The organism is Acinetobacter sp. AS5, assembly GCF_048957595.1.
Lineage (GTDB): Bacteria > Pseudomonadota > Gammaproteobacteria > Pseudomonadales > Moraxellaceae > Acinetobacter.
This window is the reverse complement of the sequence record NZ_JARDAL010000018.1, coordinates 22,224-45,727: the sequence shown is the minus strand read 5'-3', so window position 1 is coordinate 45,727 and position 23,504 is coordinate 22,224. Positions and strand designations below refer to the sequence as shown.

Sequence of the window (23,504 nt, the reverse complement as noted above, 5' to 3'; positions counted from 1 at the left end):
GGTCAAGGAAGATGAATGGGGAACAACAACCACTGGTGCTCTTGGTGGATGATGAGGAAGATTTGTGTACCCTCATGCAAATGTCATTGCTGCGCATGGGAATTCGCACACACATTGCCCATCGTTTGGAAGACGCTAAAAAATGCCTTGCCAATCATCAATATGATGCCTGTCTGACTGACCTGAATCTGCCCGATGGCAATGGTTTGGAGCTTCTGGACTGGATAAGCAACCTCTATCCGGCACTTCCGGTCGCAGTTCTGACCGCCTATGGCAACATGGAAATCGCCATTGCCGCGCTCAAAGCAGGGGCCTTTGATTTTGTCAGCAAACCGATTAATCAGAAACATCTGGAACAGCTCTTACAAAAAGCGCTGAATAAACCGGTGGATTATTCGCATAATAATCCAAATGATGCACTCGAACATAAAATGCTGATTGGACAATCCATGCCAATTCAGCAATTACGCATTACCTTACAAAAAATTGCTCGATCCCAGGCACCGGTTTTTATCACGGGTGAATCGGGAACAGGTAAAGAAGTCGTGGCCAATCTGGTCCATCGCCTGAGTAACCGCAATGAAGGTCCTTTTATTGCGATTAACTGTGGTGCCATTCCGACTGAATTGATGGAAAGTGAACTGTTTGGGCATAAAAAAGGCAGCTTCACCGGCGCTGCTCAGGACAAACAGGGCTTGATTCAATCTGCCCATGGTGGCAGCCTGTTTCTGGATGAAATTGCAGAATTACCACTTTCCATGCAGGTCAAACTGTTACGTGCCGTACAGGAAAAACGTATTCGTCCACTCGGTTCGGATACCGAAATTGATGTGGATTTCCGCGTGATCAGTGCCACGCATCAAGATCTGGAAGCCTTGGTGCAACAAGGCAAATTCCGTCAGGATTTATATTTCCGTATTCATGTGATGGATCTGACTTTACCGCCGCTGCGTGAACGCGGTCAGGATATTCTGTTATTGGCCGAACATTTCATTCACAAGATTTGCCAGGAATGGGGCATTCCCAATAAAAAACTGACCGAACGTAGCAAAGAGTTCTTATTGGGACAATATTATCCAGGTAATGTACGTGAATTGCGTAATATTATGGAACGCGCAATTACTTTAAGTGATGAAGAGCGGATTGATCTTCAGCATTTGCAGAGTGCACCGCTACGTCAGGCGCTTAACAGCCCTCAGGAGATAAATACGCTCACGAGCGAGATCATTGCGAGCGAGATCATTGCGACCGAAACCCTGATTGCACCTAAAAAGCTGCCTGAAGAGGGTCTAGAACTATATTTGGAAAAGGTCGAGAAAGAAATTTTACTGAATGCGCTGAATCTGACCCATTGGAACCGGACACTGGCCGCCAAAAAACTCGGCATGTCATTCCGTTCCCTGCGCTATCGTTTGAAAAAGTTCGGGCTGGATACCGAAGAAGACGAATAATTATTTTTGCAGGAGCAGCAAGTCTGTGACATGTTCCAGATAACTCTCCTCACGCATTTCCTGCTTAAACGGATAGTTGAAATGCGGCTGTACGCCCCGCCCTTCAATCATCTGGCCACTCGGGCTAAAGTATTGCGATACTGTCATCTGTAGAGCCGAACCGTTGCTTAAAGGAAAGAGTTTCTGTACTACGCCTTTGCCATAGCTTTTTTCGCCTACGACCCAGGCACGGTTATGTTCTTTCAGGGCTGCTGTAAACACTTCTGCTGCAGAAGCCGAGCGGTTATTAATCAATACCCCAACTTTCAGATTCTGAAACTCAAAACTCGGCAAGGCCTGAAATTGCTGATTACCTTCAGCGCGGCTTTTGGTCGACACAATCACGCCCTGATTCAAAAATAAATCGGCAGATTCAACTGCAGCCGAGAGTAAGCCACCGGGATTATTGCGTAAATCAAATAGCACGGCTTTTAAGCGCTTGTCGGCATAGCTTTCGATTAGACGTTTGATTTCATTGGCAGTATCTTGCTGAAAAACCTTGACCTGTAAAACCAGAACCTGATTATTGTGCAGGCTCGATTTAATTTCAGTATCCAGTTTGGTATTGCGGACCAGACGAACGGCCGGACTTTGCGGGGAGAGCTGAATCATGAGCGTAGAGCCAACGGCTCCGCTCAATAACTGCCGGACTTGTTCCTGATTCAGGCTATTTAATACCTGATCGTCAATTTTATAAACCGTGACGCCATTTCGAAGTCCCTGCTTGGCTGAATCAGCATCGGAACTCAGTCCCTGAACTACCCATTGCTTCAACCGCGGGTCAAATTGCAGATCAAAATCAATGCTGGCCAGATCACCTTCGGTATATTCACGCAGTTGCTTATAATCTTCAGGCGACAAATAACGGGAATAGCGATCTAAGCCACTGACCAGACCCTGAATGGCCTGTTGAAACAAGGCATCGTCATTTTTATCTTGAATATAATTATCTTTTACGATGCCATAAATTTGTACGAATTCTTGAATGGATGCCACAGGAATTTCGGAATAGACCTGCCCATCCATTTCCATATCATCGAATGCCGGCTCATTTGAACCCGCCCCCCAGGCTGAATGACTCAAACACATCAGTAAGCATGGTATTACAACAGACTTCCAGCGTGTTCTTGCCATTCTTTGACCTTTTTTAGAATTTTATCGAAAATTATGCATCAAGCTGAATCAGGTTACGACCTTGCATTTCAGCAGGTACCGGAACTTGCATCAGGCTTAATAAAGTCGGTGCGACATCTGCCAGTACACCGCCTTCTGCGATCGTGGCCTGAGTTGGACCCACATAAATAAATGGAACTAGTTCAGTGGTATGCTGAGTATGTACCTGACCACTGTGATAGTCCTGCATCTGCTCTACGTTACCATGATCGGCAGTCACAATCATATGACCTTTTTGCGCCATCACGGCTTCGTAAACCCGGCCCAAACAGGTATCAACCGCTTCTACTGCTTTCACCGCAGCATCGAATACGCCAGTATGACCAACCATATCCCCATTGGCAAAGTTCACGACCAGCAGGTCAAATTCACCTGAATTGATCGCAGCCACCAGCTCATCAGTCACTTCATAAGCACTCATTTCCGGTTTGAGGTCATAAGTGGCTACGTTTGGCGATGGAATCAGGATACGTTTTTCACCCGGATATTCATCTTCACGGCCGCCGCTGAAGAAGAAGGTCACATGCGCATACTTTTCTGTTTCCGCGATACGCAGCTGGGTTTTACCCAGGTTAGAGAGGTATTCGCCAATCGAGTTGACCAATGCTTCAGGCATATACGCCACAGGTGCATCAATCGTGGCTTGATAACGCGTCAACGTGACAAATCTCGCCAGATTTGGCACGACTTTGCGCTCGAAACCAGTAAAGTCTTTTTCTACAAATACGCGAGTCAATTCACGGGCACGATCGGCACGGAAGTTCATGAATACAACGCTGTCACCATCCTGGATTTTTGCCAGCTCGCCAATACGGGTGGCTTTAACAAATTCGTCAGACTCATCTGCGGCATAGGCTTGTTCGAGACCTTCAACTGCGCTAGCAGCTGTACGAACCGCTTCACCTTCAGTCAACAAGCGATAGGCCTGTTCAACACGATCCCAACGGTTGTCACGATCCATGGCAAAATAACGGCCAATCATGGTCGCAATACGACCTTGACCTGGATATTGCGCGAATAAGGCATCAAGTTTTTCTAAAGAAGGCTGTGCGCTTTTAGGCGGCGTATCACGACCATCCAGAAAAGCATGTAAATAGACTTGCACACCACGTTTTAGGGCCAGTTCAGCCATTGCCACGATATGGTCTTCATGTGAATGCACACCGCCTTCCGACAAAAGGCCAAGCAAATGTACTGCCCCACCTGAAGCTTTGGCTTTCTCCACCGCATCGACCAGCACTTCATGTTCAAAGAAGTCACCAGTACGAATGTCTTTGGTAATTCGGGTAAAGTCCTGATACAGCACACGACCTGCGCCGAGGTTCATATGTCCGACTTCAGAGTTACCCATCTGGCCATCTGGCAGGCCGACATCTTCACCTGAACCCGAGATCAAACCATGCGGATGCTTGTCCTGTATCGCAGTTAAATTTGGTCGTTTAGCTGCTAAAAACGCATTGTCTTCGACCGCTTCGCGATGACCCACACCATCCATAATCACCAAAACGTGAGGGATTTTGCCAGCAGTTGCATCCGTCATAATGAAATACTCTGTTCGTCTACGAATTAATCGCTCTATTTTAGCGAAGTTTATAAAAAGAGGCCATGACCCGGCTATGGTTTAGGCCTCTCATGATGATTGATTTGTTCTATTTTCCTATGGTTTAGCGTGCCCGATGCAGCAAGTACCCGCCGATACCGAACATGATCAGAATCGGAATAAACACAAACCAGGCCGGAGATGGTGCGTAAATCAAGCTGGCATAGCCGAGGAAGTCCTGCAGATAGAAAAAACCTAGGCCGACAAATAAGGCAATCACCAGACGAAAACCCATGGATTGCTGACGTAATGGCCCGAAGATAAATGAACAGGCAATCACTACTAGTGCAATCAGGGCAAAAGGCGAGCCGAGTTTTTGCCAGAAGGCCAACTGATAGGTTTTAGGCACCTGGCTGTATTCATGCATATAGCTCATAAAGCTCACTAGCTGGCTTGGCGATAAATCTTCTGGATCAATCGTCACCATATGCACATATTTGGGCTGTAATGCCAGCGCTAAAGGTTGCTGTTGCTGCTTGACCAGTGTGGCATTACCATTTTGTAAAATATCGAACTGCTCTGTGTTGTCCAGCGTCCAGGAACCATCTTTAACGAATTGGCCCTGATCTGCCTGCAAAGTACCGCGCAAACGATAGTTCTGGTCAAAGTCCAGCATCTGCACATTTTTCAACTGGCCTTGGGAGTTGGCATAATCGATATAAATAAAGCGCTGCCCTTCCCGGGTCCAGTAACCACGCACTTCACCGAGTTGAGCCGCTTTACTGGCACTTTTTACGCTTTTGGCCTGTTCATTGGTATACGGAATGACCCATTCGCTCAGGGCAAATGACAAAATGACCAACAAGAGTGCCGAACGAATCACCCAACCGACAATGCGCCATAAGCTCACGCCGACCGAACGCATCACAATTAGCTCGCTATTCGAGGCCAATGTACCAAGACCTAGGACAGCACCAATCAGTGCAGAAATCGGCAGGATTTCATATAAATAATTTGGTGCGCCCCAAAGTACATATTTCAAGGCATCCCAGGCGCCATAACCATCTTTGAGCGAGCCAAGCTCACCCAGATAAGTAAATAATACCTGTAAACCCGCCAATACCGCGGTTGCACCCAGCATCGCCAGCGCAGTGGTTTGGGTCACATGTTTTGCAACTATACGACGTGCCAACATTGTTAAGACCTCACTCGCTGAATCTGTTTCTTGATTTTCGGGCCTAATTTCTGTTTACGCGAGAACAAGGCACCCGCAATTGCATAGGCAATCAGAATCAATGGATAGGCCCAAATGCCCATTTCTTCTTTACTGATCCGCGTCTTCACTGCCATCAGGGCCACAATCAGACTGGCAAAAATCATGAGGGCAGGAAATAACTTGAGATATCGACCCTGTCGTGGACTCACTTCAGACAAGGCCACAGCCAGAATCAGGGCAATCAGAATCGCAAAAGGAACAAACACCCGCCAGCCCAACTCACTGGCCACCACAGGATCCTGACGGTTCTGCCACAATTGCGAGGTCGGTAAGGCCTCAACTTCAGTACTGGCAAATTGCGCTTCTTCATCGCTTTCTAAGCGCAGACGATAGCTTTCAAATTCAGCTTGAGTATATTGCGGTGTACCCGGATAGATCTCATAACGGCGTCCATTAACCAGATCGACCACATTGGCAGCATCATTCGGTACTTCAATTCGGGTGGCTTCCTGCGCCAGAATCATCACATCCGGTTTGCCTTCTTTTTCCGCACGCTGATAAAAGAAAATATCTTTTAAATTTTTACGGTCTTCTGACAGGTCACCGGCATAAATGGTATAGGGCCCAGAGGAGATAAATTCTTTCGGTCGCACCAGGTCAAAGCCGGTACGTACCGCCTGACTGGTGGTCAGGGCTTCAAACTGGCGAATGCCCCACGGCGCAGCCCACAGCATCAATCCGGCCTGAGCAATCAAAAACACCAGGGTCATCGGCACCAGTAGACGCGCCAATTGATGCCGACTGACGCCACTGCCATTCATCACGGCCATTTCATGGTCGACATATAAACGGCCAAACACCAGCATCAGTCCAATAAAGAAACCGAGCGGAAGAATCAGGGTCAAGAATTCAGGCAAACGGTAGCCAATAATGCTAAATAAAATGCCTGCATCCAGACGGCCTTGCGCCGCGACACCAAAATACTTGATCAGTCGACCGCCCATCATGATCAAGGTCAATAAGGCAATCACCACCAAGGATGTCGAGACAACTTGCTTGACCAGATAACGCCGAATAATCAAATTAATTCTTCCAAAATAAGGTCCATAAAACGAGTGCTAGTTTACCCGAATAGCAAAAATATAAAACCTAGGCCGCCCTGCCCATTGAAAATCTATTCGGATAAATGTTTCAATGACTGAATGATTTACCCATCTAGACAGGCGTGAAAACAGAATATGAAACTTACAATTAATACGTCATTCCCAGAGAATGGATCAAGTCAATCTTTGTTGATTTTAGTTGACTCAGAACAACTTCAGAATACAACCGCAACCTATCAAATCAATAATTTAGACACATTAATTGAAGCCTCTCAATTCAAGGCAGCGTTGGCGGAAAGCCTGAGCCTGATTGGTCAGGTGAGCCAGTCCAGCCATGCAGCACTAATTGGTTTAGGCAAGGTCGCTGAACTGCAACCGGCAAAACTTGCAAAAATCGCGCAAACTATTATTCAAGTCACTCAAAAAAAATTCAAACAGATTTCTGTAGATCTGACACAACTTCCACAAGAATTCCACTATCTGTTTGCGCTCTTCCTGACTCAGGCCAGCTATGGTTATGATGAATATAAATCCAAGAAGAATGAATTTGTGCTCGAGCAGATCGACCTGATTGCCACTCATAGCGTATTAACCAGCGAACAGTTGCAACTGGTACAAGCAGTGCAGAGCGGACAAAACCTGGCACGTGATCTGGGCAACCGTCCGGGCAATATCTGTTTCCCTGAATATCTTGCAGAACAGGCGGTGGCTTTGGCGGCTGAATATCCGGACCTGCTTAAAGTCACTGTGCTGGATGAACAGCAGATGGCGGATTTAGGCATGGGCGCCTTCCTTGCGGTAAGTAAAGGTTCAGACCGTCCTGGTCGTATTATCAGCATGGAATATCAGTCAGAGCGTAGCGAAGCACCGGTAGTCTTGGTGGGTAAAGGTATTACTTTTGATACTGGCGGTATTTCACTTAAACCGGGCGCAGGCATGGACGAAATGAAATATGACATGTGCGGCGCAGCCTCTGTACTCGGTACGATGCGTGCATTGTGTGAGTCCCGCTTACCTCTGCATGTGGTGGGAACCATCGCTGCAGCAGAAAACATGCCTTCAGGTAAAGCCACCCGTCCTGGCGATATTGTAACGACCATGAGTGGTCAGACGGTTGAAATCCTGAATACCGATGCCGAAGGTCGTCTGGTGCTGTGTGATACCTTGACCTATGTAAAACGTTTTAACCCTGCTTTGGTGATTGATATTGCGACCTTAACCGGTGCCTGTGTGGTCGCTTTGGGATCAGTGCTGACGGGTCTGTTCACGCCAGATGATAAACTGGCAGCAGAACTTGAAGCTGCCGGCCAGCATTCCTTTGACCGGGTATGGCGTATGCCGGTACTGGAAGACTATCAGGAACAGCTGGATTCACCATTTGCCGACATTGGCAATATCGGTGGTCCAAAAGCAGGTTCTGTGACTGCAGCCTGCTTCCTGCAACGTTTTACCCGTGAATATCGCTGGGCACATCTGGATGTTGCAGGTACAGCGTGGAATTCAGGCACCAATAAAGGAGCGACTGGCCGTCCAGTTCCATTATTGATGCAATTCCTGGCGAATCGCGTTCAAAGCAATGGCTAAAGTCAGCTTTTATTTATTTGAAAAAAGCCCTGAACGACAAGTGGACAGCACTTGTCGTTTATGTCGTAAGATTCTGCGTCAGCCGGCGCGGATCTGGTTACTGTGTGCCGATATAGATTTGCAACAGCAGCTAGATGAATGTTTGTGGAGTTTTGATCCAGTCAGTTTTATTCCACATGGTATTGACCAGCCTCAGGCGACGGTCTGTATTTCGGCAACACTGCCGGGACAGTCCGACTGGATTATTTTCAATTTTAATCCGGAAGCACTTGAACCTTACGCAAAATTTAGTCACATTATTGAGATCATTGAAAACCATGAAACGGCTAAACAGCTGGGTCGTGAAAAATTCAAGCAATATCGTCGTTTAGGTATTGAACCGGACACCCATAAGCTTTAACCGATATCATCCACAAGGAGAGGCACGTGGCATTAAATGTAGGTCCCGATTTTAAACAGCGCTGGTTAAATGTACCGGAAGCTGTACGTCAGACCTTTATCGATGACCTCTCTCGGATCTGCGATATTTTAAAGCCAGAAACGTCTTTGGAAGAATGGCAGAATCGCGACCAGCGCTTGCAACAGGAATCTGATCGCAAGATTGAAGCTGCCTATGCACAGCGTAAGGCCGAATTAATTGAAGAAGCCCGTATTCGCAAACAACTCGCGCTCGAAAAAGCCTTAGCCGAGAAACGTGCTGAAGAACAGGCCTATCAGGAACAGCTACGTCATGAGGAACAGCGTAAATTTAGCGAACAGAGTCAGGCGCTCGCTGAAATAAAGACGCATCTAGAGGCTGAAGTGCAGCACTATGTCGCACGTTATGCAAAAAATCCTGTGACGACTTTTGATTTTGCCAGAGGTCGCATCCAGATTGAGGACCAGAGCATTTTATCCGAATTAGAAAGTGTGCGTTTACGTCTGGAACTTGAGGCAGAAACCGTGATTGAACAGACCGTCAATGCACTGCGTGAAAAAATGCGTGCGGCGGCCAAAGAAGAAATCGAGTATATGCTGAAAAATTCGGAATTTTCTGATCAGCCACGCAATATTTAAATGATCCTTTCAGATTAAAAAAGCCCGAAAATTCGGGCTTTTTTGTCTTCTATGTCGCGTCTTAGAAAAAATCTGCCAGCATAAAGGCAGCATTTCCGAGCAAGTAGCCAATGCTTAATAACGTACTAATCCAGAGGATGCCACCCGCAATATTATAAAAGCTGAATGTGGCAAAGCTCATATGCGCTGAACCGGCGGCAAAAGGGCCAAATGAGCGGACAAAGGGAATAAAACGTGCGATTAAAATAGTTTTACCGCCATGTTTCATAAAATAGTGATTGGTTTTCACCATATATTCCGGCTTAAAATAACGTGAATGTTGATTGAAATATTTTAAACCGAGAACTTTTCCGGTGTAATAATTCACGCTATAGCCCAGCACCGAGGCAGTGAATAACAACAGCCCCATCGAATGCAGTGTCACCAGATCGCTGCTGGCGCACAAAGCGCCCACAGCCAGCAATAAACTGTCGCCGGGCAGGAAAAAGAAAAACACCGAACCGGTTTCTGCAAAAATCACCAGAAACAGGATTGCATAAATCCATACCCCGTATTGATCGAGCAATAGCGGCAATGACTGTTCCAAGTTAAGTAAAAAATCGAGCATTCGACCCGTCCACCCAGGCAATATTTGCAAGTTGAACTGCTGATTATCCCGAAAAATAAAAAAACAGTCTAATTTTCCAATCAGACTGTTTAGTAAATCAACATTTCTCTTATTTTAAGAAACCATTTTCAGCCAGAAAATCCATGCTGATTTTCGATTGTTCAGTGGTTTCGGCGGCTTTATCACCGAGCAATAAACGCTCGATATAACGTGCCAATACATCCACTTCCAGATTGACCTTGCTGCCAACTTTCCAGGTACCAATATTGGTCCGTTCAGCAGTATGCGGAATCAGGTTCAGACTAATCACACTACCACGCAAATGATTAATCGTCAGGCTAATACCATCGACTGTAACCGAACCTTTTTCTGCCAGATATTTGGCAATTTCAGCAGGTGCAGTGACTTCATAATAAATCGAACGTGCATCTTCACGAACCAGCGTGATCTCGCCGACTGCATCGACATGACCTGACACAATATGACCGCCAAAACGCGTAGTCGGCAACATGGCTTTTTCGACATTGACAGGTTGACCGGCTTTCCAGGTGCCGAGTGTAGTCCGGTTCAGGCTTTCACGGGAAACATCAGCCGTATACCAGTTCTCGCCCCAGTCGATCACGGTCAGGCAGATGCCGTTGGTCGCAATAGAGTCACCCAGATGTACATCGGACATGTCTAGATCGGTGTGGATGCGTAAACGCACATCGCCTCCAACGCTTTGCAGACTTTCGACTTTGCCGAGGCTTTCGATAATACCTGTAAACATTTTTATTTCCTTTTCAATTCTTTTACCAGAGGGCCAACTGGGTACTAACGCCGGTCGTATCCACACCACCCAATTCTGCATAATGATGCAGCTGGCTGAGTAATTGACGGATCGGTGGACCTGACTTGGCGTGGGTATCGGTAATCACAATAAATTCCAGCACGCGGGCACGTTCAGACTGGCGCTGTTTGCTAACACGATAACGCGGCACATCCTGGGTTAGCAAGGTCACCCGGCCACGTTTCAGATTGGCCTGTAACAAATCGGTAGCGCTGATATTACCGTCAGTTGAATAACTGGTCAGAATGAAACGTGCATTGATGGTGGCCAACAGGCTCTCGTAAGCTTCTTTGGCATATTTAGAGGAATTGTACTGGCTCGGACGCTCTTTGCGCCATGCCCGGTCAATCCCGCTCTTAAAGCCCTTGGTATCCGGAGTCGGTAAATCGGCCTGATCCCATAAGGTCAGCGCATTCAGCACATGATAATTACTGCTATAAGCATGCTGATTATACGGTGGATCCAGATAAGCTACATCTACTTCAAAGCCGCTCATCTGGTTGGCCAGATGCTGGGCATCGACACACCACATTTCTGCGGCCATTCCCTTTTTCTGATCCGACTCGCAAAAACGGCTTGGAGTCAGCCACAGCAATGATTCAATCCGTTCCAGCGCAGTTTGGGTTTTCCCGCCCCAGCCATGATGAAAGCTTTTGAAAACGCCTGAAGTATTGCTGACAAAACTGGCGGAATACAGCAAGGGTGCCAGCAAGGCAGACATTTCCACATCATCAATTGCACCTTGTGCCTGCCAGGCTGCAATCTGCTGACGGATGGCATCAATACGCATGCCGTTACGACGTTTAAAGAACAAACGATCACGGGCTGGATCATAAATTTCATCATTACGCGGACACAGGTTATGCGTCACCCAGCCTTTAACTTCCGGCAGACGGTTCAGATAATCAATCGCTTTCTGATAGCCACCGAGTTCTTTAAATGCCGGTGCTTCAGTACAGGCCAGTACCGCATGATTCAGCGCGTGGCTATACGGCTCCCAGTCATTGGCAATCACACGATAGCCATTCTGACGGGCCAAGCGCGAGACCACGCCTGAACCTGCAAAAAAGTCAGCAAAAATCGGCGCACGACCATCAGCACGGTTCAGAGTTCCCGTACTTTCCAACGCTTCCAGAATTAAATGCAGTAAACGGCGTTTATTGCCCAGATAAGGAACCAGCTGATGGAAAAGATATTCATCGGTGGTACGTGCCGCATGGCGACGTTTATGATAAACCGTAGACTCTGAACTCATAGTGTCTCTTGAAAAGGAATTAGCCTGAAGCGCACGTCATCACCTAAGCGAGTTACATCGCGCAGCTTAAATCGGAGTTGTTCGGCCATATGGCTAAATTCTGCATTAAACATGGTACGCGCAGACTGACCCAATAGGGTCGGTGCAACGTAACTGATCAGTTCATCAACCAATTTTTGTTGTAAAAATGCCGTAGATAAGGTCGCCCCTGCTTCCACCAGGACATCATAAATCTGATGCTGCTGAACCAGTTGCTTTAATAATTCTGCTAAAGGCTGTACCGGCAAGTGTAGCACACCCAGGTCTGCAAGCTCTTGACGAAATGGCCCCATGACCATCACTGTTTCAGGTTGCACTAAAATTTTTGCGTTGAGTGGTAAACGCCCCTGACGGTCCAGAATAATCCGTTTCGGTTGCACCACAGTCTTGATATCTTCAAGGCCATCCAGTTGACGCACATTCAGTTCACAGTCATCCGCAAGAACCGTATCAATCCCGGTAATCACTGCGCCTGAAATCGCACGCCAGTGCTGTACATCCTGACGTGCTGCTACACCGGTAATCCATTTTGATTCACCCGATGCCATCGCGGTACGGCCATCCAGACTTGAGGCAATTTTTAAACGCATATAAGGCATACCGGTCGCCATGGCTTTCAGGAAGCCTTGATTCAGCTGATGCGCTTCATCTTCACAGATGCCAATCTCGACTTCGATTTCGGCATCTTTCAGGATCTGTACACCCTTGCCAGCCACCAGCGGATTGGGATCTGGACAGGCCACGACAACTTTAGCCACACCTGCTTCAACCAGACCCTTGGCACAAGGCGGCGTACGGCCATAATGCGCACAAGGTTCTAAAGTCACATAAGCGGTTGCACCACGTGCCTGTTCACCGGCCTGACGCAACGCAAACACTTCAGCATGTGGCTGGCCGGCTTGAGGATGAAAACCTTCTCCAACAATCACACCATCTTTAACAATGACGCAGCCGACATTCGGATTCGGTTTGGTGGAATATTGCCCTTGACGAGCCAATTCAATGGCCCGGCGCATCCAGACTTGATCTTGATTCAGTTCAACCATGCTTATTCTTGTAATTCTCGTTGTTGCATCTGTTCAATCTGATGACGAAAAGCTTCAACATCCTGAAAATCCTGATAGACCGAAGCGAAACGCACATAAGCAACATGATCCAGAGCAAATAAAGACTGCATCACGATTTCACCAATAGTACGAGATTTCACGTCACGCTCACCTAAACGACGAATCTGTAGCTGAATATCGCTCAGCACCGTTTCAATCTGCTCCTGGGTCACCGGGCGTTTTTGCAAGGCATGCATCAGGGAACGACGTAATTTGGCTTCATCGAAAGGTTCATTCTTGCCATCCGACTTGATGACGCGCGGCATCACCACTTCATAGCTTTCAAAGGTAGTGAAGCGTTCATTACAACTGACACATTCACGGCGACGACGAATCTGACAGCCTTCAGCTGCCAGGCGTGAATCAATCACTTTACTGTCTGCAGTATTGCAAAATGGGCAATGCATAGCGGTTTAATTGAACAAATCCAGATGGATTCCGAGTGTAGCAAAAATTACAAACTTTGTAGAGTTTTACGCAACATATAGAAAAAAAACAGCCCATTCGGGCTGTTTTACACTATATATTGATTATGGTGTATTTATTATTATTCGACACGTTCGCCATGTTGGCTTAAATCCAGACCCATACGCTCATCATCAGATGCCACACGGATTCCAATGATCAAGTCGATGACTTTCAGGATAATGAAGGTCATGATCGCAGAGTAAGCAATTGTCGCCAGTACACCTTCCACTTGCACCCAAAGCTGATGCATGACATTGGCAGGGGCATTGTCACCCATGATGAATTCGCTAGCAAAGAACGCGGTTAAAATCGCACCGACAATACCACCTACACCATGCAAGCCAAAAGCATCTAAAGAATCATCGGCTTTCAATACGCGTTTCAGTGCTGTAATCCCCCAGAAACACACCACACCACCGATCAGACCCATCGCCAATGCACCGCCTACAGTCACAAAACCTGCAGCTGGAGTAATGACCACCAGACCAGCAACTGCACCCGATACGCCGCCCAGTACAGAAGCTTTACCACGTGCCAGTTTTTCAGTGATTAACCAAGAAATGGCTGCTGCTGCCGCTGCGACTTGAGTCACGATCAAAGCATAGCCTGCAGAACCGTTGGCACCTAATGCAGAACCACCGTTGAAACCGAACCAGCCTACCCAGAGTAAAGATGCACCAATTACAGTAAGGGTCAGGTTATGTGGTGCCATAGATTCACGGCCCAAGCCCATACGTTTGCCCAGCATATACGCTGCTACCAGACCGGCAACACCCGAGTTGATATGTACAACCGTACCACCAGCAAAATCAAGCGCGCCGTCGTTACCTAACCAGCCACCACCCCATACCCAATGGGTAATTGGTGCATAGACGATCACCACCCAAAGTGCGATAAAAGCAACGAAAGCACCAAATTTCATACGTTCTGCAATCGAACCGCTGATGATGGCAACCGTAATGATGGCAAAAGTCATTTGGAAAATCACAAACAGGATTTCAGGAATCGTGCCTGAAAGTGCCTCTGTGGTAATACCGGCCAACATGAACTTATCCAAGCCACCTATAAAGGCATTGCCTTCACCGAAAGCTAGGGTATAACCAATAATCACCCAAGCAATACTGACCACCGCCGCAGCAATAAAGCTATGTGCCATCGTCGCCAGAACGTTTTTCTTGCGGACCATACCGCCATAAAATAGCGCCAAGCCAGGAATGGTCATGAGTAAAACTAGAGCGGTAGAGGTTAAAACCCAAGCGGTATCGCCGGTATCTAGAGTTGGTTCTTCTTCTGCAGGTGCTGCAGCTTCAACTGGCGCTGCTTCAGCAATTGCTGCTGTAGTGTCTGTTGTTGTATTTGTTGTATCGCCTGCTTCTTCAACAAGCACAATTTCTTCTGTCGGTGTTGTTGCTGTTGCAGCTTCTTCAGCCCATGCAACAGAACCACCAAAAAGAGCGCCGGCCATGCCGAACGCGAGTAGCATTTTTTTCATTCGTATCCCCCAACCAAGTTTTTGTGAGTTATTAGGTACTCAGCAAACTTCGTGCCAAGTTAGACAGCGTCTGCACCTGTTTCACCTGTACGAATACGGATGACTTGTTCTAAGTTAGTCACGAAAATTTTTCCGTCACCGATTTTTCCAGTGCTCGCCACACGAGTAATAGATTCAATCACCGCGTCTACCATTTCATCGCTAATCGCGATTTCAATTTTGACTTTCGGCAAGAAATCTACAACGTATTCAGCACCACGATAGAGTTCAGTATGGCCTTTTTGACGACCAAAGCCTTTCACTTCAGTTACAGTGATGCCTTGAACACCAATTTCAGACAATGCTTCGCGAACATCATCTAATTTAAAAGGTTTTACAATTGCAGTTACGAGCTTCATGTTTGTTTTCCTTCGGCTTATTTCACCAGTAAGGTTTTACGTTCAAATTTCATGCCAAGATTCCTAAGGTCGGGGGAAATTAGAAAGCCCGGCATGTGGTTTATTTATACCTTATTTTATACGGATAAAGGCTTCGAATCTTCAAAAAATAGACATTTTTTATGTGGATTTTTACAATATCTTTAATCGAATAAGTCTATATTTTGTCTGAAATACTATAGTCTGCATTTTAGCAATGCTAAACTGTGCGCTCCTTTCTACGGCGATGGATCAGACGATGATTGAAACTTTATTACAAGCAATTTTGCAGCAAGTCGAACAACCTAAGAAAGATGTGGAACATAATATCCGTGCCTTGTTAAATGAAGCTGTGGCGAAAATGGATTTGGTGTCTAAAGAAGAAATAGAACGTCAGCGTACTGCCCTAAATAATGCCAATCATCGCCTGAATTATTTGCTCAAACAGGTGGAAGCATTAGAAGAGAGAATTTCGAACAAAAAATAAGCACAACTACAGTGCATAAAAGACACCAGAACTATAAAAATAACGCACCAAATTGGAACAATAATAATGTCTTTTGCCAAAATTTATACGCGAGGCTTGCTGGGCCTGCATGCGCCTTTAATTGAAGTCGAAGTTCATGTCAGTTCGGGTATGCCTTCGCTCACTATAGTGGGGCTTCCCGAAGCGGCGGTACGTGAAAGTAAAGACCGGGTCCGTTCTGCCATTTTGAATAGCGGCTTTCAATTTCCAACCAAACGTCTGACCATTAATCTGGCCCCTGCAGATCTGCCAAAAGATGGCTCACGTCTGGACTTACCGATTGCTTTAGGTATTTTAGTGGCCTCTGGGCAGCTGCCTGAAAATTGCACCGAGCATCTTGAATTTATTGGAGAATTGGCCCTCGATGGTCAATTACGTCCTGTCAGCGGCACCTTAAGTATTGCCATTGCCTGTCAAAGTGACCAGCATCAACTGATTTTGCCTGGCCCCAATGCACAGGAAGCCTGTCAGCTCCCAGACTTTAAAGTCTTTGCAGCCAATCATTTAAAAGAAGTGTGTGAACATCTTTCCCAAGCGCAGCGCTTACCGCAAATAGAAGCCAGTCCACTCAATACAGACCATTTTTATAAGTTTGATCTGGCGGATGTAAAAGGACAATTACGACCACGGCGTGGCTTGGAAATTGCTGCGGCAGGTGGTCATTCCCTGCTGTTTCGAGGCCCACCCGGAACAGGCAAGACCTTGCTGGCTTCTCGATTGGCCAGTATTTTGCCGCCCTTAAAGACGCAGGAAAATCTGGAAGTGGCCAGTATTTATTCGGTGGCGAATGCCAATCACCCTTTTGGACAACGGCCGTTTCGAGCACCACACCATACTGCTTCTGCGGTGGCATTGGTCGGTGGCGGCTCACACCCCAAGCCAGGAGAAATTACCCTGGCACATTTAGGGGTTTTATTTCTGGACGAACTGCCTGAATTCGACCGCAAAGTGCTGGAGGTTCTACGTCAGCCTTTGGAAGCCAAGGAAATCGTCATTTCCCGGGCATCACGCCAAATTACCTTTCCGGCTAATTTCCAGTTGGTGGCTGCCATGAATCCATGTCCATGTGGGTATGCATTCAATCAAGATATCCGCTGCCAATGTTCACCCGAAAGTATTAAACGCTATCAGAACCGGATTTCAGGCCCGTTGCTGGATCGGATTGATTTGCATATTGATGTACCGCCATTACAAGCGCATGAATTACAGGACAATCGACCTACAGAAAACTCAGAAACGGTTAGACAACGCGTCATTGCAGCCTATGAAATTCAGATGCAACGGCAAAATACCTTGAATATGAGTTTGAGTCCAAAGCAGTTAGAGCAATATGCCGCATTAGATCAGTCTGCACAGAAAATGATTGAATTGGCACAGCAAAAACTGAACTTATCAGCACGAGGGTATCATCGCGTTTTACGGGTTGCTCGAACCATTGCCGATTTAAATCATAGTCCAGATATTCAAAGTCAACATCTTAGTGAAGCCTTGTCTTATCGGGGGCAACAGCAAATTTAAGTCATTAAAAAAGGCGACTAATAAGTCGCCTTTTTTATCTAAATAGAATTAGAAGCTATAGCCAAGTCCAAATACCACTTTATTCTTTTGTTTTTCTTCAAAACGATCATAACCTCCAACCGTATAATTCATGCTTGCAGTCACACCTGTATCACCCAGTGGCTTGCTGAGACCTATATCGAAATGACGAAAACCGAAACTGTTTTCCGTACCTTCTATATCCCCATCTTTTGCATAGATATATAAGCCAAGTGCGGTATCCAGGCTAAAGTCTTTTGGCAGTGCGTAGCTATAGGTTCCTTTTAGATAAGTATCCCCTGCATTACCCCAATCAAGATCTTCAAGTAATGTTTGAGCAGTAACACCAAAATCTTTATAAGTCAGACCGAGCATGGTTTCAAAACCATTTGAACCGGTATTGCCAATATCATAATAGTAATAATAAGCTAAACCTGCTGTATAACCCCAATCCTCATTAATTGAACCGTTATAACCTGCATAAAAGTCATTTTCAAAGGCATTTGGCAAATCATCGCCATAGTCTAATGTTGATCCCCACCAGCCTGCATAGAAGCCTGATGCATGGTTGTAATCCAGCCCACCTTGCAAGGTCGCTCCGCTATTTTCAGGAGCATTGGTAATACCGCGCAAGTTATAGCTTGAAAGCACGCTGATATTTCCTGAAACCGTATGTTCAGCAGTAGGTTCCTCAGCAAAACTGAGAGTTGATGCGGCTCCTAGTACCGCGATTGATAATGTTTTTAATATAAATTTCATTCTTCGACTCCCCCAGATCGTCCTGAGACGTTTTTTATGGTCATTGATTAAACTCAAGTTCAAAATCTGCAAGAGCTATGCCAATCTGGATAAAAGGAACCAAAATAATAAATCTAAAAATATAAATAAAATTTAAGTTATTGTTTTTAATTTAAAATTTGAATTATAAAAAACTGAATTATCTAGGCTTTCTTTTAAATAAATGTATTTAAGGCTATTTCATCACTTTTTTAATACTTATACATAATCATTTACAATTTGCCCCATTTTGATTCCATTTTTGTAATGATTAAAATTTGTGCTAAAAAATAGTGCGTAATTTTTGATCATATTTTTCTCCCGTTTCAAAATAAATAAGCTGATCACATTCATTTCACCACTTTAGAAATATCATTTATAATTTCCAATAAAATTATGTTTTTACTCACTTTTTACCGATAGGTTAGAAATTAATCACCTCAAATCCTTGCTATTGTTTAATTTGAGTTAAAAAAATCTAAACTTTAGTGGAATATATCCAATAAAAAATGACATTTTTTCAGCAATTCTTATACAATTCCTAAAAAATTCCGATCAATTTGTATAAGGCTCTCTTCCCAATGCAAAATTCAAAAAAATTAACATTAGCAGTTTTGATTCAGGCTGCTTTGGTTTCTACCGCTTTCGCTAGCGAGCAAAGCGAGTCTAAAGGTTTTGTAGAAGATGCTGAAGGTTCTGTACTTTTCCGTACCGGCTATTTGCACCGTGACAAGAAAAATAACGTACCAGATACGAGCTCATTTGCACAAACTGCGATTGTTAAACTAGACTCTGGCTTTACTCAAGGTACTGTAGGCTTTGGTGCTGGTATTATTGGTGATGCTTCATTTAAATTGGGTGAAAATGGTCATACTGGCAATGATATGATCCCAGTCCACCCTCAAAATAATGCTGATGGTACTAAAGATGCTTATGACCACTGGGCTCGTGGCGGTGCATATGTGAAAGCTCGTGTATCAAATACGACTGCGACTTACGGTACTCAGGTTTTAGACTTACCTGTACTTGCAAGCAATACTGCGCGTTTAGTGCCTGAATACTATACTGGCGTATTGGTTCAAAGTAACGAAATTGAAAACTTAAACCTGATTGCTGGTAAATTCACAGAAAATCAGCTTTCCAACCAAATCAATTCCGATGGTGCAAAGCTGGATCGTGCAGTGGTTTGGGGCGCGAAATATAAATTTAATGATGCAGTTAATGCTTCTTATTATGGTACAGACATTAAAGACCGCTTAGACCGCCACTATGTTAATGCCAACTATAGCTATGCATTGGCAGATAAAAGCACATTAACTCATGATTTCAGTGGTTACCATACAAAATGGGATAAAGAAGCAAATCCATATCTTTATTCTCAAATCGGCTCACCAGACGATTCATTCGATAATACTATTTTAGCTTTATCTACAACTTATAATCATGGTCCACATAATGTCATGCTTGCTTACCAGCAAAACTTTGGCAACACTGGCTATGATTATGGTTTGGGTACGGGCGTAGGTGATGGCAAACAATCGATTTACATGCCGAATTCATACCTGTCTGACTTTATTGGTAATGACGAAAAATCAGCGCAACTTCAATATACATTTGACTTTGGTGCTGTAAATGTTCCTGGCTTATCTTGGACATCTGCTTTTGTTTATGGTTGGGATATTAAAGCTACTAACAATGCAGGTACTATGATCAGTGATAATGAGCATGAGCGCGAATTCTTTAACCAGGTAAAATATACGGTTCAATCTGGTTTTGCGAAAGATGCAAGCTTACGTCTTCGTCATTCTTACTACCGTGCAAGTGATGATTATCAATCTAATTACATTGGTGACACTAATGAATGGCGTATCTGGTTAGACATTCCTGTGAAATTATTCTAATTCACACGAATTTCAAGTCATAAAAAAACCTGCACAATGTGCAGGTTTTTTTATTCCAGGCTTTAAAAAGTTAAAACCTGGACGACAAAAAGCAATTATTTATTTGCTTCTGCATAAGCAGCAATTGAGTCCAGTACTTCTTGTTTCGCAACATCAGCACCTTCCCAACCACTTAACTTAACCCATTTTCCTGGCTCTAAATCTTTGTAGTGCTGAAAGAAATGTTCGATCTGGCTGATCAACAATGGAGGAAGATCAGTATATTCCTGAACATCTTTGTAGATTGGGGTCAGTTTGTCATGTGGAACTGCAACCAGTTTCGCATCAACACCACCGTCATCTTCCATGTTCAATTTACCGACAGGACGACAACGAATGACTGAACCTGGCTCTACTGGATGAGGCGTTACAACCAGTACGTCTAATGGGTCACCATCAAGCGATAGTGTGTTTGGTACATAACCGTAGTTTGCTGGGTAGAACATTGCTGTACCCATGAAACGGTCTACAAATAACGCATCAGAATCTTTATCGATTTCGTATTTGATTGGTGCTGCATTTGCAGGAATTTCGATGATCACATAGATATCGTTTGGCGCATCTTTACCCGCTGGGATATTGCTGTAGCTCATAGCATCACTCTTTAACAAGTTATATCTTTTAAAAAACCGCGACAATTATAACGGTTTTTAAAGATTTTTTTGGATTTTAAAATATCGAACTGTAAATATGTCCGCTGACTTGATGACTTAAACCAACTTGATGATCAGCAGCAATAAAGCCACCGGACATAACATCGAGAGTAACCATACGATGGAGCGTAAAGTCGCCCAGTTGGCCAAATAGCAGATTCCGTACAACACACGAAAAACCAGATAAGCCACACCAAAAGTCATCACTACACTTTGCGGCACTACCATATATTCCGCCATTAAAATAGCAGCAATAAAGAGTGGTAAACTTTCAAAGCTGTTCTGCTGGGCAGCATTGGCGCGACTGGCCAGTCCTGAAGACTTTTCTAAAAATGCCCGTGGGTTCTGATTGTCTTTGCTGCTGAAGCCTGCTGATTTTTTTGCAATCAATGTAAACACATAAGGCAAAAGACAAGCGGCCAAAATGAGATAAATAACCCCACTAATGCTGTGCATCTGTTTTTTCTCATGAAAATTTTATCTCTATCATAGCATGGCATTTCGTGAATAAATTTTGTTAAATAGAGTGCTTTTTATTACTTGTTAAGGATTCACTATGGTCGCACCTGATCAAAATGAAATGTTCGATGTCCTCGAGAAACAACGCCAGCATCAACGTCAAGTGGATCGCGTATTAAAAATTGTCCTACCGATCGTGGCATTTTTAATGGCCGTCATTTGTGCCAATATGAATATCTGGTCGCCAATCTTCACCTTTGCCATTTTATGGATTGCCTTTTATTTCGTAGGTATCAAGCGTACGCCTCTCTGGCACTGGCTGGTCGCGATTCTGGTTTATTGTGTGATCGATAACATTCTAAGTTATGGCAGCTTTAATCAAACCGGATTTACCCGTCAGTTTGGCACCATGTTTATCTTCTTGGGGGTGGTTGGCGTAGGCCGTCCGTATTTTGACCGCTGGTTAATGAAAAAATAAAAAGCCTAAATCAAAAAAAGCGCCTAACGGCGCTTTTTTTCTTTGAGGTATTAGGCTGTTTTACGCAGATCTTTACGCAGGATTTTACCTACGTTTGATTTTGGCAATTCATCCATAAACTCGACATAACGTGGACGTTTATAACCGGTCAGGTTTTCTTTAGCAAATGCTAAAACTTCTTCTGTGGTTAAAGATGGATCTTTTTTCACGACAAACAATTTTGGTACTTCACCTGATTTTTCATCTGGCACACCAATCGCGGCCACTTCCAGTACTTTTGGATGAGTTGCTACAACTTCTTCAATCTCAGATGGATAGACGTTAAAACCAGACACTAGAATCATGTCTTTCTTACGGTCTACGATTTTCACATAACCACGTGAATCCATGACACCGATATCACCGGTACGGAAGAAGCCGTTCACCATGACTTTTTCAGTTTCATCTGGACGGTTCCAGTAGCCTTTCATGACCTGAGGACCACGAATTGAAATTTCACCTTGCTCACCCAGTGGAACTTCATTGCCTTCATCATCCAGAATAGCCACTTCAGTCAATGGCAATGGAATGCCAATAGTGCCGCTGAATTCTTCAGACGCAGGTGGGTTTGCTGTTGCAACCGGAGAAGTTTCAGACAAGCCATAACCTTCAACGATATTGGTTCCAGTGACTTTCTTCCATGCTGCTGCAGTAGAAGGAAGTACGGCCATACCGCCGCCCATCGCCATTTTCAGTTTGCTATGATCAAGTTGCTTGAACTCTTCATTGTTTACCAACGCATTGAACAGCGTGTTTACTGCCGGGAAGAAAGTCGGTTGATATTTACGTAGTTCTTTCATCACCGCAGGTAAATCACGCGGGTTTGGAATCAGAACGTTCGCCTGACCTTTGTACATACCGTAAAGTGCGCATACCATGAATGCAAAGATATGATAAAGCGGCAAAGCACAGAAAATACGGTCATCTGGCTGACCATCTTGCGCACCAAATTTACTCTGGAAGATCCCGTCACACTGCAACATGTTCGCAACTAGGTTACGATGTGTCAGTTCAGCACCTTTAGATACACCCGTCGTACCACCTGTGTACTGAAGAACTGCTGTATCGCTAAGGGTCAATTCAGGGCGTTTATAGTTGCTTGGATTAACTTTAGATAACGCCGTATTAAATCTCACATGGCCTGGAATATCCCAAGCTGGAATTTGCTTGCGTACAGAACGCAATACAAAATTTACCAGTGTTCCTTTCAAGGCACCCAGCATGTCACCGACAGAAGCTACTACGACATGCTTCACTGGTGTTTTACCAATAATTGCTTGATAAACAGAAGCAAAGTTCTCAATAATCACCAGCACTTCAGCGCCAGAGTCATTCAATTGATGCTCAAGTTCACGCGATGTGTAGAGTGGATTCACGTTGACCAGTACCAAACCTGCGCGGAACACCCCAAGTGCCACAACCGGATACTGAAGAACGTTTGGCATCATCACTGCCACACGTGAACCTTTTGCCAACCCCAAGCTTTGTAGATAAGTTGCAAACTTACGGCTCGCCTCTTCCAGTTCATTGAAAGTCATGGCCTTATCCATAAAGATAAAGGCATCACGCGAGCCGAATTTTTGGAAATTACGCTCAAAAACATCTACTAGAGAAGTATTTTCTGCTGGTAATTCTACTGTTTCTGGAATCCCTGTTTTTTGGTATTCAGCAAACCAAATTTTTTCCATAATGGCCATCTCTCCAATCATAATCCTTAGTATT

Annotated in this window: 23 protein-coding genes; 8 read left to right on the top strand and 15 right to left on the bottom strand. The window is 44.9% G+C overall.

Annotated features, from left to right (window positions below):
• Window positions 1–11: 11 nt before the first annotated feature.
• The gene (locus tag PV763_RS07445) at window positions 12–1,451 is read left to right on the top strand and encodes a sigma-54-dependent transcriptional regulator (RefSeq protein ID WP_420937563.1); all 1,440 of its coding nucleotides are present in this window, start codon (window positions 12–14) and stop codon (window positions 1,449–1,451) included.
• Here the strand turns inward: PV763_RS07445 and PV763_RS07440 are convergent, their stop codons facing one another.
• The 4 genes from PV763_RS07440 to lptF form a co-directional block, all read right to left on the bottom strand.
• The gene (locus PV763_RS07440) at window positions 1,452–2,624 is read right to left on the bottom strand and encodes a S41 family peptidase (RefSeq protein WP_005263947.1); all 1,173 of its coding nucleotides are present in this window, start codon (window positions 2,622–2,624) and stop codon (window positions 1,452–1,454) included.
• A gap of 31 nt (window positions 2,625–2,655) precedes the next feature.
• On the bottom strand, window positions 2,656–4,203 hold the full coding sequence (gene gpmI / locus PV763_RS07435) for a 2,3-bisphosphoglycerate-independent phosphoglycerate mutase (protein ID WP_420937562.1): 1,548 nt from the start codon (window positions 4,201–4,203) through the stop codon (window positions 2,656–2,658).
• A 124-nt stretch (window positions 4,204–4,327) separates the two neighbouring features.
• Complete coding sequence (gene lptG / locus PV763_RS07430; protein ID WP_420937561.1) at window positions 4,328–5,398, bottom strand: LPS export ABC transporter permease LptG; 1,071 nt, start codon at window positions 5,396–5,398, stop codon at window positions 4,328–4,330.
• 2 nt (window positions 5,399–5,400) lie between these two features.
• Entirely contained in the window at window positions 5,401–6,501 is a 1,101-nt protein-coding gene (gene lptF, locus PV763_RS07425) for an LPS export ABC transporter permease LptF (RefSeq protein ID WP_004281053.1), read from the bottom strand.
• Window positions 6,502–6,657: 156 nt separating this feature from the next.
• Here lptF and PV763_RS07420 point away from each other — a divergent pair, with 156 nt between their 5' ends.
• The 3 genes from PV763_RS07420 to blhA are packed head-to-tail and all read left to right on the top strand — an operon-like array spanning window position 6,658 to window position 9,162.
• On the top strand, window positions 6,658–8,106 hold the full coding sequence (locus PV763_RS07420; RefSeq protein ID WP_420937560.1) for a leucyl aminopeptidase: 1,449 nt from the start codon (window positions 6,658–6,660) through the stop codon (window positions 8,104–8,106).
• Window positions 8,099–8,506 carry a DNA polymerase III subunit chi gene (locus PV763_RS07415; RefSeq protein ID WP_420937559.1) on the top strand — a complete coding sequence of 136 codons (408 nt, stop codon included), beginning with the start codon at window positions 8,099–8,101 and terminating at the stop codon, window positions 8,504–8,506. The genes PV763_RS07420 and PV763_RS07415 overlap by 8 nt, the downstream gene beginning before the upstream one ends.
• A 26-nt stretch (window positions 8,507–8,532) precedes the next feature.
• Window positions 8,533–9,162 carry a cell division protein BlhA gene (gene blhA / locus PV763_RS07410; protein ID WP_420937558.1) on the top strand — a complete coding sequence of 210 codons (630 nt, stop codon included), beginning with the start codon at window positions 8,533–8,535 and terminating at the stop codon, window positions 9,160–9,162.
• Window positions 9,163–9,223: 61 nt separating this feature from the next.
• Here the strand turns inward: blhA and PV763_RS07405 are convergent, their stop codons facing one another.
• From PV763_RS07405 to glnK, 7 genes are all read right to left on the bottom strand, one after another.
• Window positions 9,224–9,769, bottom strand: coding sequence for a VTT domain-containing protein (locus PV763_RS07405; RefSeq protein ID WP_086044360.1), 546 nt, complete (start codon window positions 9,767–9,769; stop codon window positions 9,224–9,226).
• 109 nt (window positions 9,770–9,878) lie between these two features.
• The gene (locus PV763_RS07400; RefSeq protein ID WP_420937557.1) at window positions 9,879–10,538 is read right to left on the bottom strand and encodes a riboflavin synthase; all 660 of its coding nucleotides are present in this window, start codon (window positions 10,536–10,538) and stop codon (window positions 9,879–9,881) included.
• Window positions 10,539–10,560: 22 nt separating this feature from the next.
• Window positions 10,561–11,853 carry a DNA adenine methylase gene (locus PV763_RS07395; protein ID WP_004644908.1) on the bottom strand — a complete coding sequence of 431 codons (1,293 nt, stop codon included), beginning with the start codon at window positions 11,851–11,853 and terminating at the stop codon, window positions 10,561–10,563.
• Window positions 11,850–12,938, bottom strand: coding sequence for a bifunctional diaminohydroxyphosphoribosylaminopyrimidine deaminase/5-amino-6-(5-phosphoribosylamino)uracil reductase RibD (gene ribD / locus PV763_RS07390; protein WP_409654575.1), 1,089 nt, complete (start codon window positions 12,936–12,938; stop codon window positions 11,850–11,852). Before ribD ends, PV763_RS07395 begins: the two co-directional genes overlap by 4 nt.
• 2 nt (window positions 12,939–12,940) lie before the next feature.
• A complete protein-coding gene (gene nrdR / locus PV763_RS07385; protein ID WP_004281044.1) occupies window positions 12,941–13,405 on the bottom strand; it encodes a transcriptional regulator NrdR in 465 nt (154 codons plus the stop codon).
• 140 nt (window positions 13,406–13,545) lie between these two features.
• Window positions 13,546–14,958 (bottom strand): ammonium transporter, encoded by a 1,413-nt coding sequence (locus PV763_RS07380; protein ID WP_004644905.1) that lies wholly within the window; start codon window positions 14,956–14,958, stop codon window positions 13,546–13,548.
• 59 nt (window positions 14,959–15,017) lie between these two features.
• Entirely contained in the window at window positions 15,018–15,356 is a 339-nt protein-coding gene (gene glnK / locus PV763_RS07375; protein WP_004281042.1) for a P-II family nitrogen regulator, read from the bottom strand.
• A 277-nt stretch (window positions 15,357–15,633) separates the two neighbouring features.
• Between glnK and PV763_RS07370 the strand changes: the two genes are divergently transcribed.
• Both PV763_RS07370 and PV763_RS07365 read left to right on the top strand, forming a co-directional pair.
• Entirely contained in the window at window positions 15,634–15,861 is a 228-nt protein-coding gene (locus tag PV763_RS07370) for an accessory factor UbiK family protein (protein WP_420937556.1), read from the top strand.
• A gap of 66 nt (window positions 15,862–15,927) precedes the next feature.
• Window positions 15,928–17,418, top strand: coding sequence for a YifB family Mg chelatase-like AAA ATPase (locus PV763_RS07365; RefSeq protein WP_420937555.1), 1,491 nt, complete (start codon window positions 15,928–15,930; stop codon window positions 17,416–17,418).
• Window positions 17,419–17,466: 48 nt separating this feature from the next.
• Here the strand turns inward: PV763_RS07365 and PV763_RS07360 are convergent, their stop codons facing one another.
• Window positions 17,467–18,195 (bottom strand): TorF family putative porin, encoded by a 729-nt coding sequence (locus PV763_RS07360; protein ID WP_420937554.1) that lies wholly within the window; start codon window positions 18,193–18,195, stop codon window positions 17,467–17,469.
• 599 nt (window positions 18,196–18,794) lie between these two features.
• On the opposite strand from PV763_RS07360, the gene PV763_RS07355 reads away from it, so the two are divergent.
• Window positions 18,795–20,114, top strand: coding sequence for an OprD family outer membrane porin (locus PV763_RS07355; protein ID WP_044108965.1), 1,320 nt, complete (start codon window positions 18,795–18,797; stop codon window positions 20,112–20,114).
• 95 nt (window positions 20,115–20,209) lie between these two features.
• On the opposite strand, the gene ppa is transcribed toward PV763_RS07355, so the two are convergent.
• Window positions 20,210–20,746: an inorganic diphosphatase gene (gene ppa / locus PV763_RS07350; protein ID WP_004281037.1), complete on the bottom strand. Its 537-nt coding sequence runs from the start codon at window positions 20,744–20,746 to the stop codon at window positions 20,210–20,212.
• Between the two features lie 117 nt (window positions 20,747–20,863).
• Window positions 20,864–21,262: an MAPEG family protein gene (locus tag PV763_RS07345; RefSeq protein WP_005108437.1), complete on the bottom strand. Its 399-nt coding sequence runs from the start codon at window positions 21,260–21,262 to the stop codon at window positions 20,864–20,866.
• A 100-nt stretch (window positions 21,263–21,362) separates the two neighbouring features.
• Between PV763_RS07345 and PV763_RS07340 the strand changes: the two genes are divergently transcribed.
• Window positions 21,363–21,743: a hypothetical protein gene (locus PV763_RS07340; RefSeq protein WP_004732541.1), complete on the top strand. Its 381-nt coding sequence runs from the start codon at window positions 21,363–21,365 to the stop codon at window positions 21,741–21,743.
• A 50-nt stretch (window positions 21,744–21,793) separates the two neighbouring features.
• Here PV763_RS07340 and PV763_RS07335 read toward each other — a convergent pair whose 3' ends face one another.
• On the bottom strand, window positions 21,794–23,470 hold the full coding sequence (locus PV763_RS07335) for an AMP-binding protein (RefSeq protein WP_216986393.1): 1,677 nt from the start codon (window positions 23,468–23,470) through the stop codon (window positions 21,794–21,796).
• Window positions 23,471–23,504 lie beyond the last annotated feature (34 nt).

What these genes read in the sequence shown, in the direction of transcription:
- PV763_RS07360 (WP_420937554.1), bottom strand. Translation starts at nt 18,195, where the DNA reads ATGAAATTTATATTAAAAACATTATCAATCGCGGTACTAGGAGCCGCA.
- PV763_RS07365 (WP_420937555.1), top strand. Translation starts at nt 15,928, where the DNA reads ATGTCTTTTGCCAAAATTTATACGCGAGGCTTGCTGGGCCTGCATGCG.
- PV763_RS07370 (WP_420937556.1), top strand. Translation starts at nt 15,634, where the DNA reads ATGATTGAAACTTTATTACAAGCAATTTTGCAGCAAGTCGAACAACCT.
- ribD (WP_409654575.1), bottom strand. Translation starts at nt 12,938, where the DNA reads ATGGTTGAACTGAATCAAGATCAAGTCTGGATGCGCCGGGCCATTGAA.
- PV763_RS07405 (WP_086044360.1), bottom strand. Translation starts at nt 9,769, where the DNA reads ATGCTCGATTTTTTACTTAACTTGGAACAGTCATTGCCGCTATTGCTC.
- PV763_RS07380 (WP_004644905.1), bottom strand. Translation starts at nt 14,958, where the DNA reads ATGAAAAAAATGCTACTCGCGTTCGGCATGGCCGGCGCTCTTTTTGGT.
- PV763_RS07400 (WP_420937557.1), bottom strand. Translation starts at nt 10,538, where the DNA reads ATGTTTACAGGTATTATCGAAAGCCTCGGCAAAGTCGAAAGTCTGCAA.
- PV763_RS07420 (WP_420937560.1), top strand. Translation starts at nt 6,658, where the DNA reads ATGAAACTTACAATTAATACGTCATTCCCAGAGAATGGATCAAGTCAA.
- PV763_RS07335 (WP_216986393.1), bottom strand. Translation starts at nt 23,470, where the DNA reads ATGGAAAAAATTTGGTTTGCTGAATACCAAAAAACAGGGATTCCAGAA.
- nrdR (WP_004281044.1), bottom strand. Translation starts at nt 13,405, where the DNA reads ATGCATTGCCCATTTTGCAATACTGCAGACAGTAAAGTGATTGATTCA.
- lptG (WP_420937561.1), bottom strand. Translation starts at nt 5,398, where the DNA reads ATGTTGGCACGTCGTATAGTTGCAAAACATGTGACCCAAACCACTGCG.
- PV763_RS07415 (WP_420937559.1), top strand. Translation starts at nt 8,099, where the DNA reads ATGGCTAAAGTCAGCTTTTATTTATTTGAAAAAAGCCCTGAACGACAA.
- ppa (WP_004281037.1), bottom strand. Translation starts at nt 20,746, where the DNA reads ATGAGCTACAGCAATATCCCAGCGGGTAAAGATGCGCCAAACGATATC.
- glnK (WP_004281042.1), bottom strand. Translation starts at nt 15,356, where the DNA reads ATGAAGCTCGTAACTGCAATTGTAAAACCTTTTAAATTAGATGATGTT.
- PV763_RS07340 (WP_004732541.1), top strand. Translation starts at nt 21,363, where the DNA reads ATGGTCGCACCTGATCAAAATGAAATGTTCGATGTCCTCGAGAAACAA.
- gpmI (WP_420937562.1), bottom strand. Translation starts at nt 4,203, where the DNA reads ATGACGGATGCAACTGCTGGCAAAATCCCTCACGTTTTGGTGATTATG.
- PV763_RS07445 (WP_420937563.1), top strand. Translation starts at nt 12, where the DNA reads ATGAATGGGGAACAACAACCACTGGTGCTCTTGGTGGATGATGAGGAA.
- PV763_RS07395 (WP_004644908.1), bottom strand. Translation starts at nt 11,853, where the DNA reads ATGAGTTCAGAGTCTACGGTTTATCATAAACGTCGCCATGCGGCACGT.
- PV763_RS07345 (WP_005108437.1), bottom strand. Translation starts at nt 21,262, where the DNA reads ATGCACAGCATTAGTGGGGTTATTTATCTCATTTTGGCCGCTTGTCTT.
- PV763_RS07440 (WP_005263947.1), bottom strand. Translation starts at nt 2,624, where the DNA reads ATGGCAAGAACACGCTGGAAGTCTGTTGTAATACCATGCTTACTGATG.
- PV763_RS07355 (WP_044108965.1), top strand. Translation starts at nt 18,795, where the DNA reads ATGCAAAATTCAAAAAAATTAACATTAGCAGTTTTGATTCAGGCTGCT.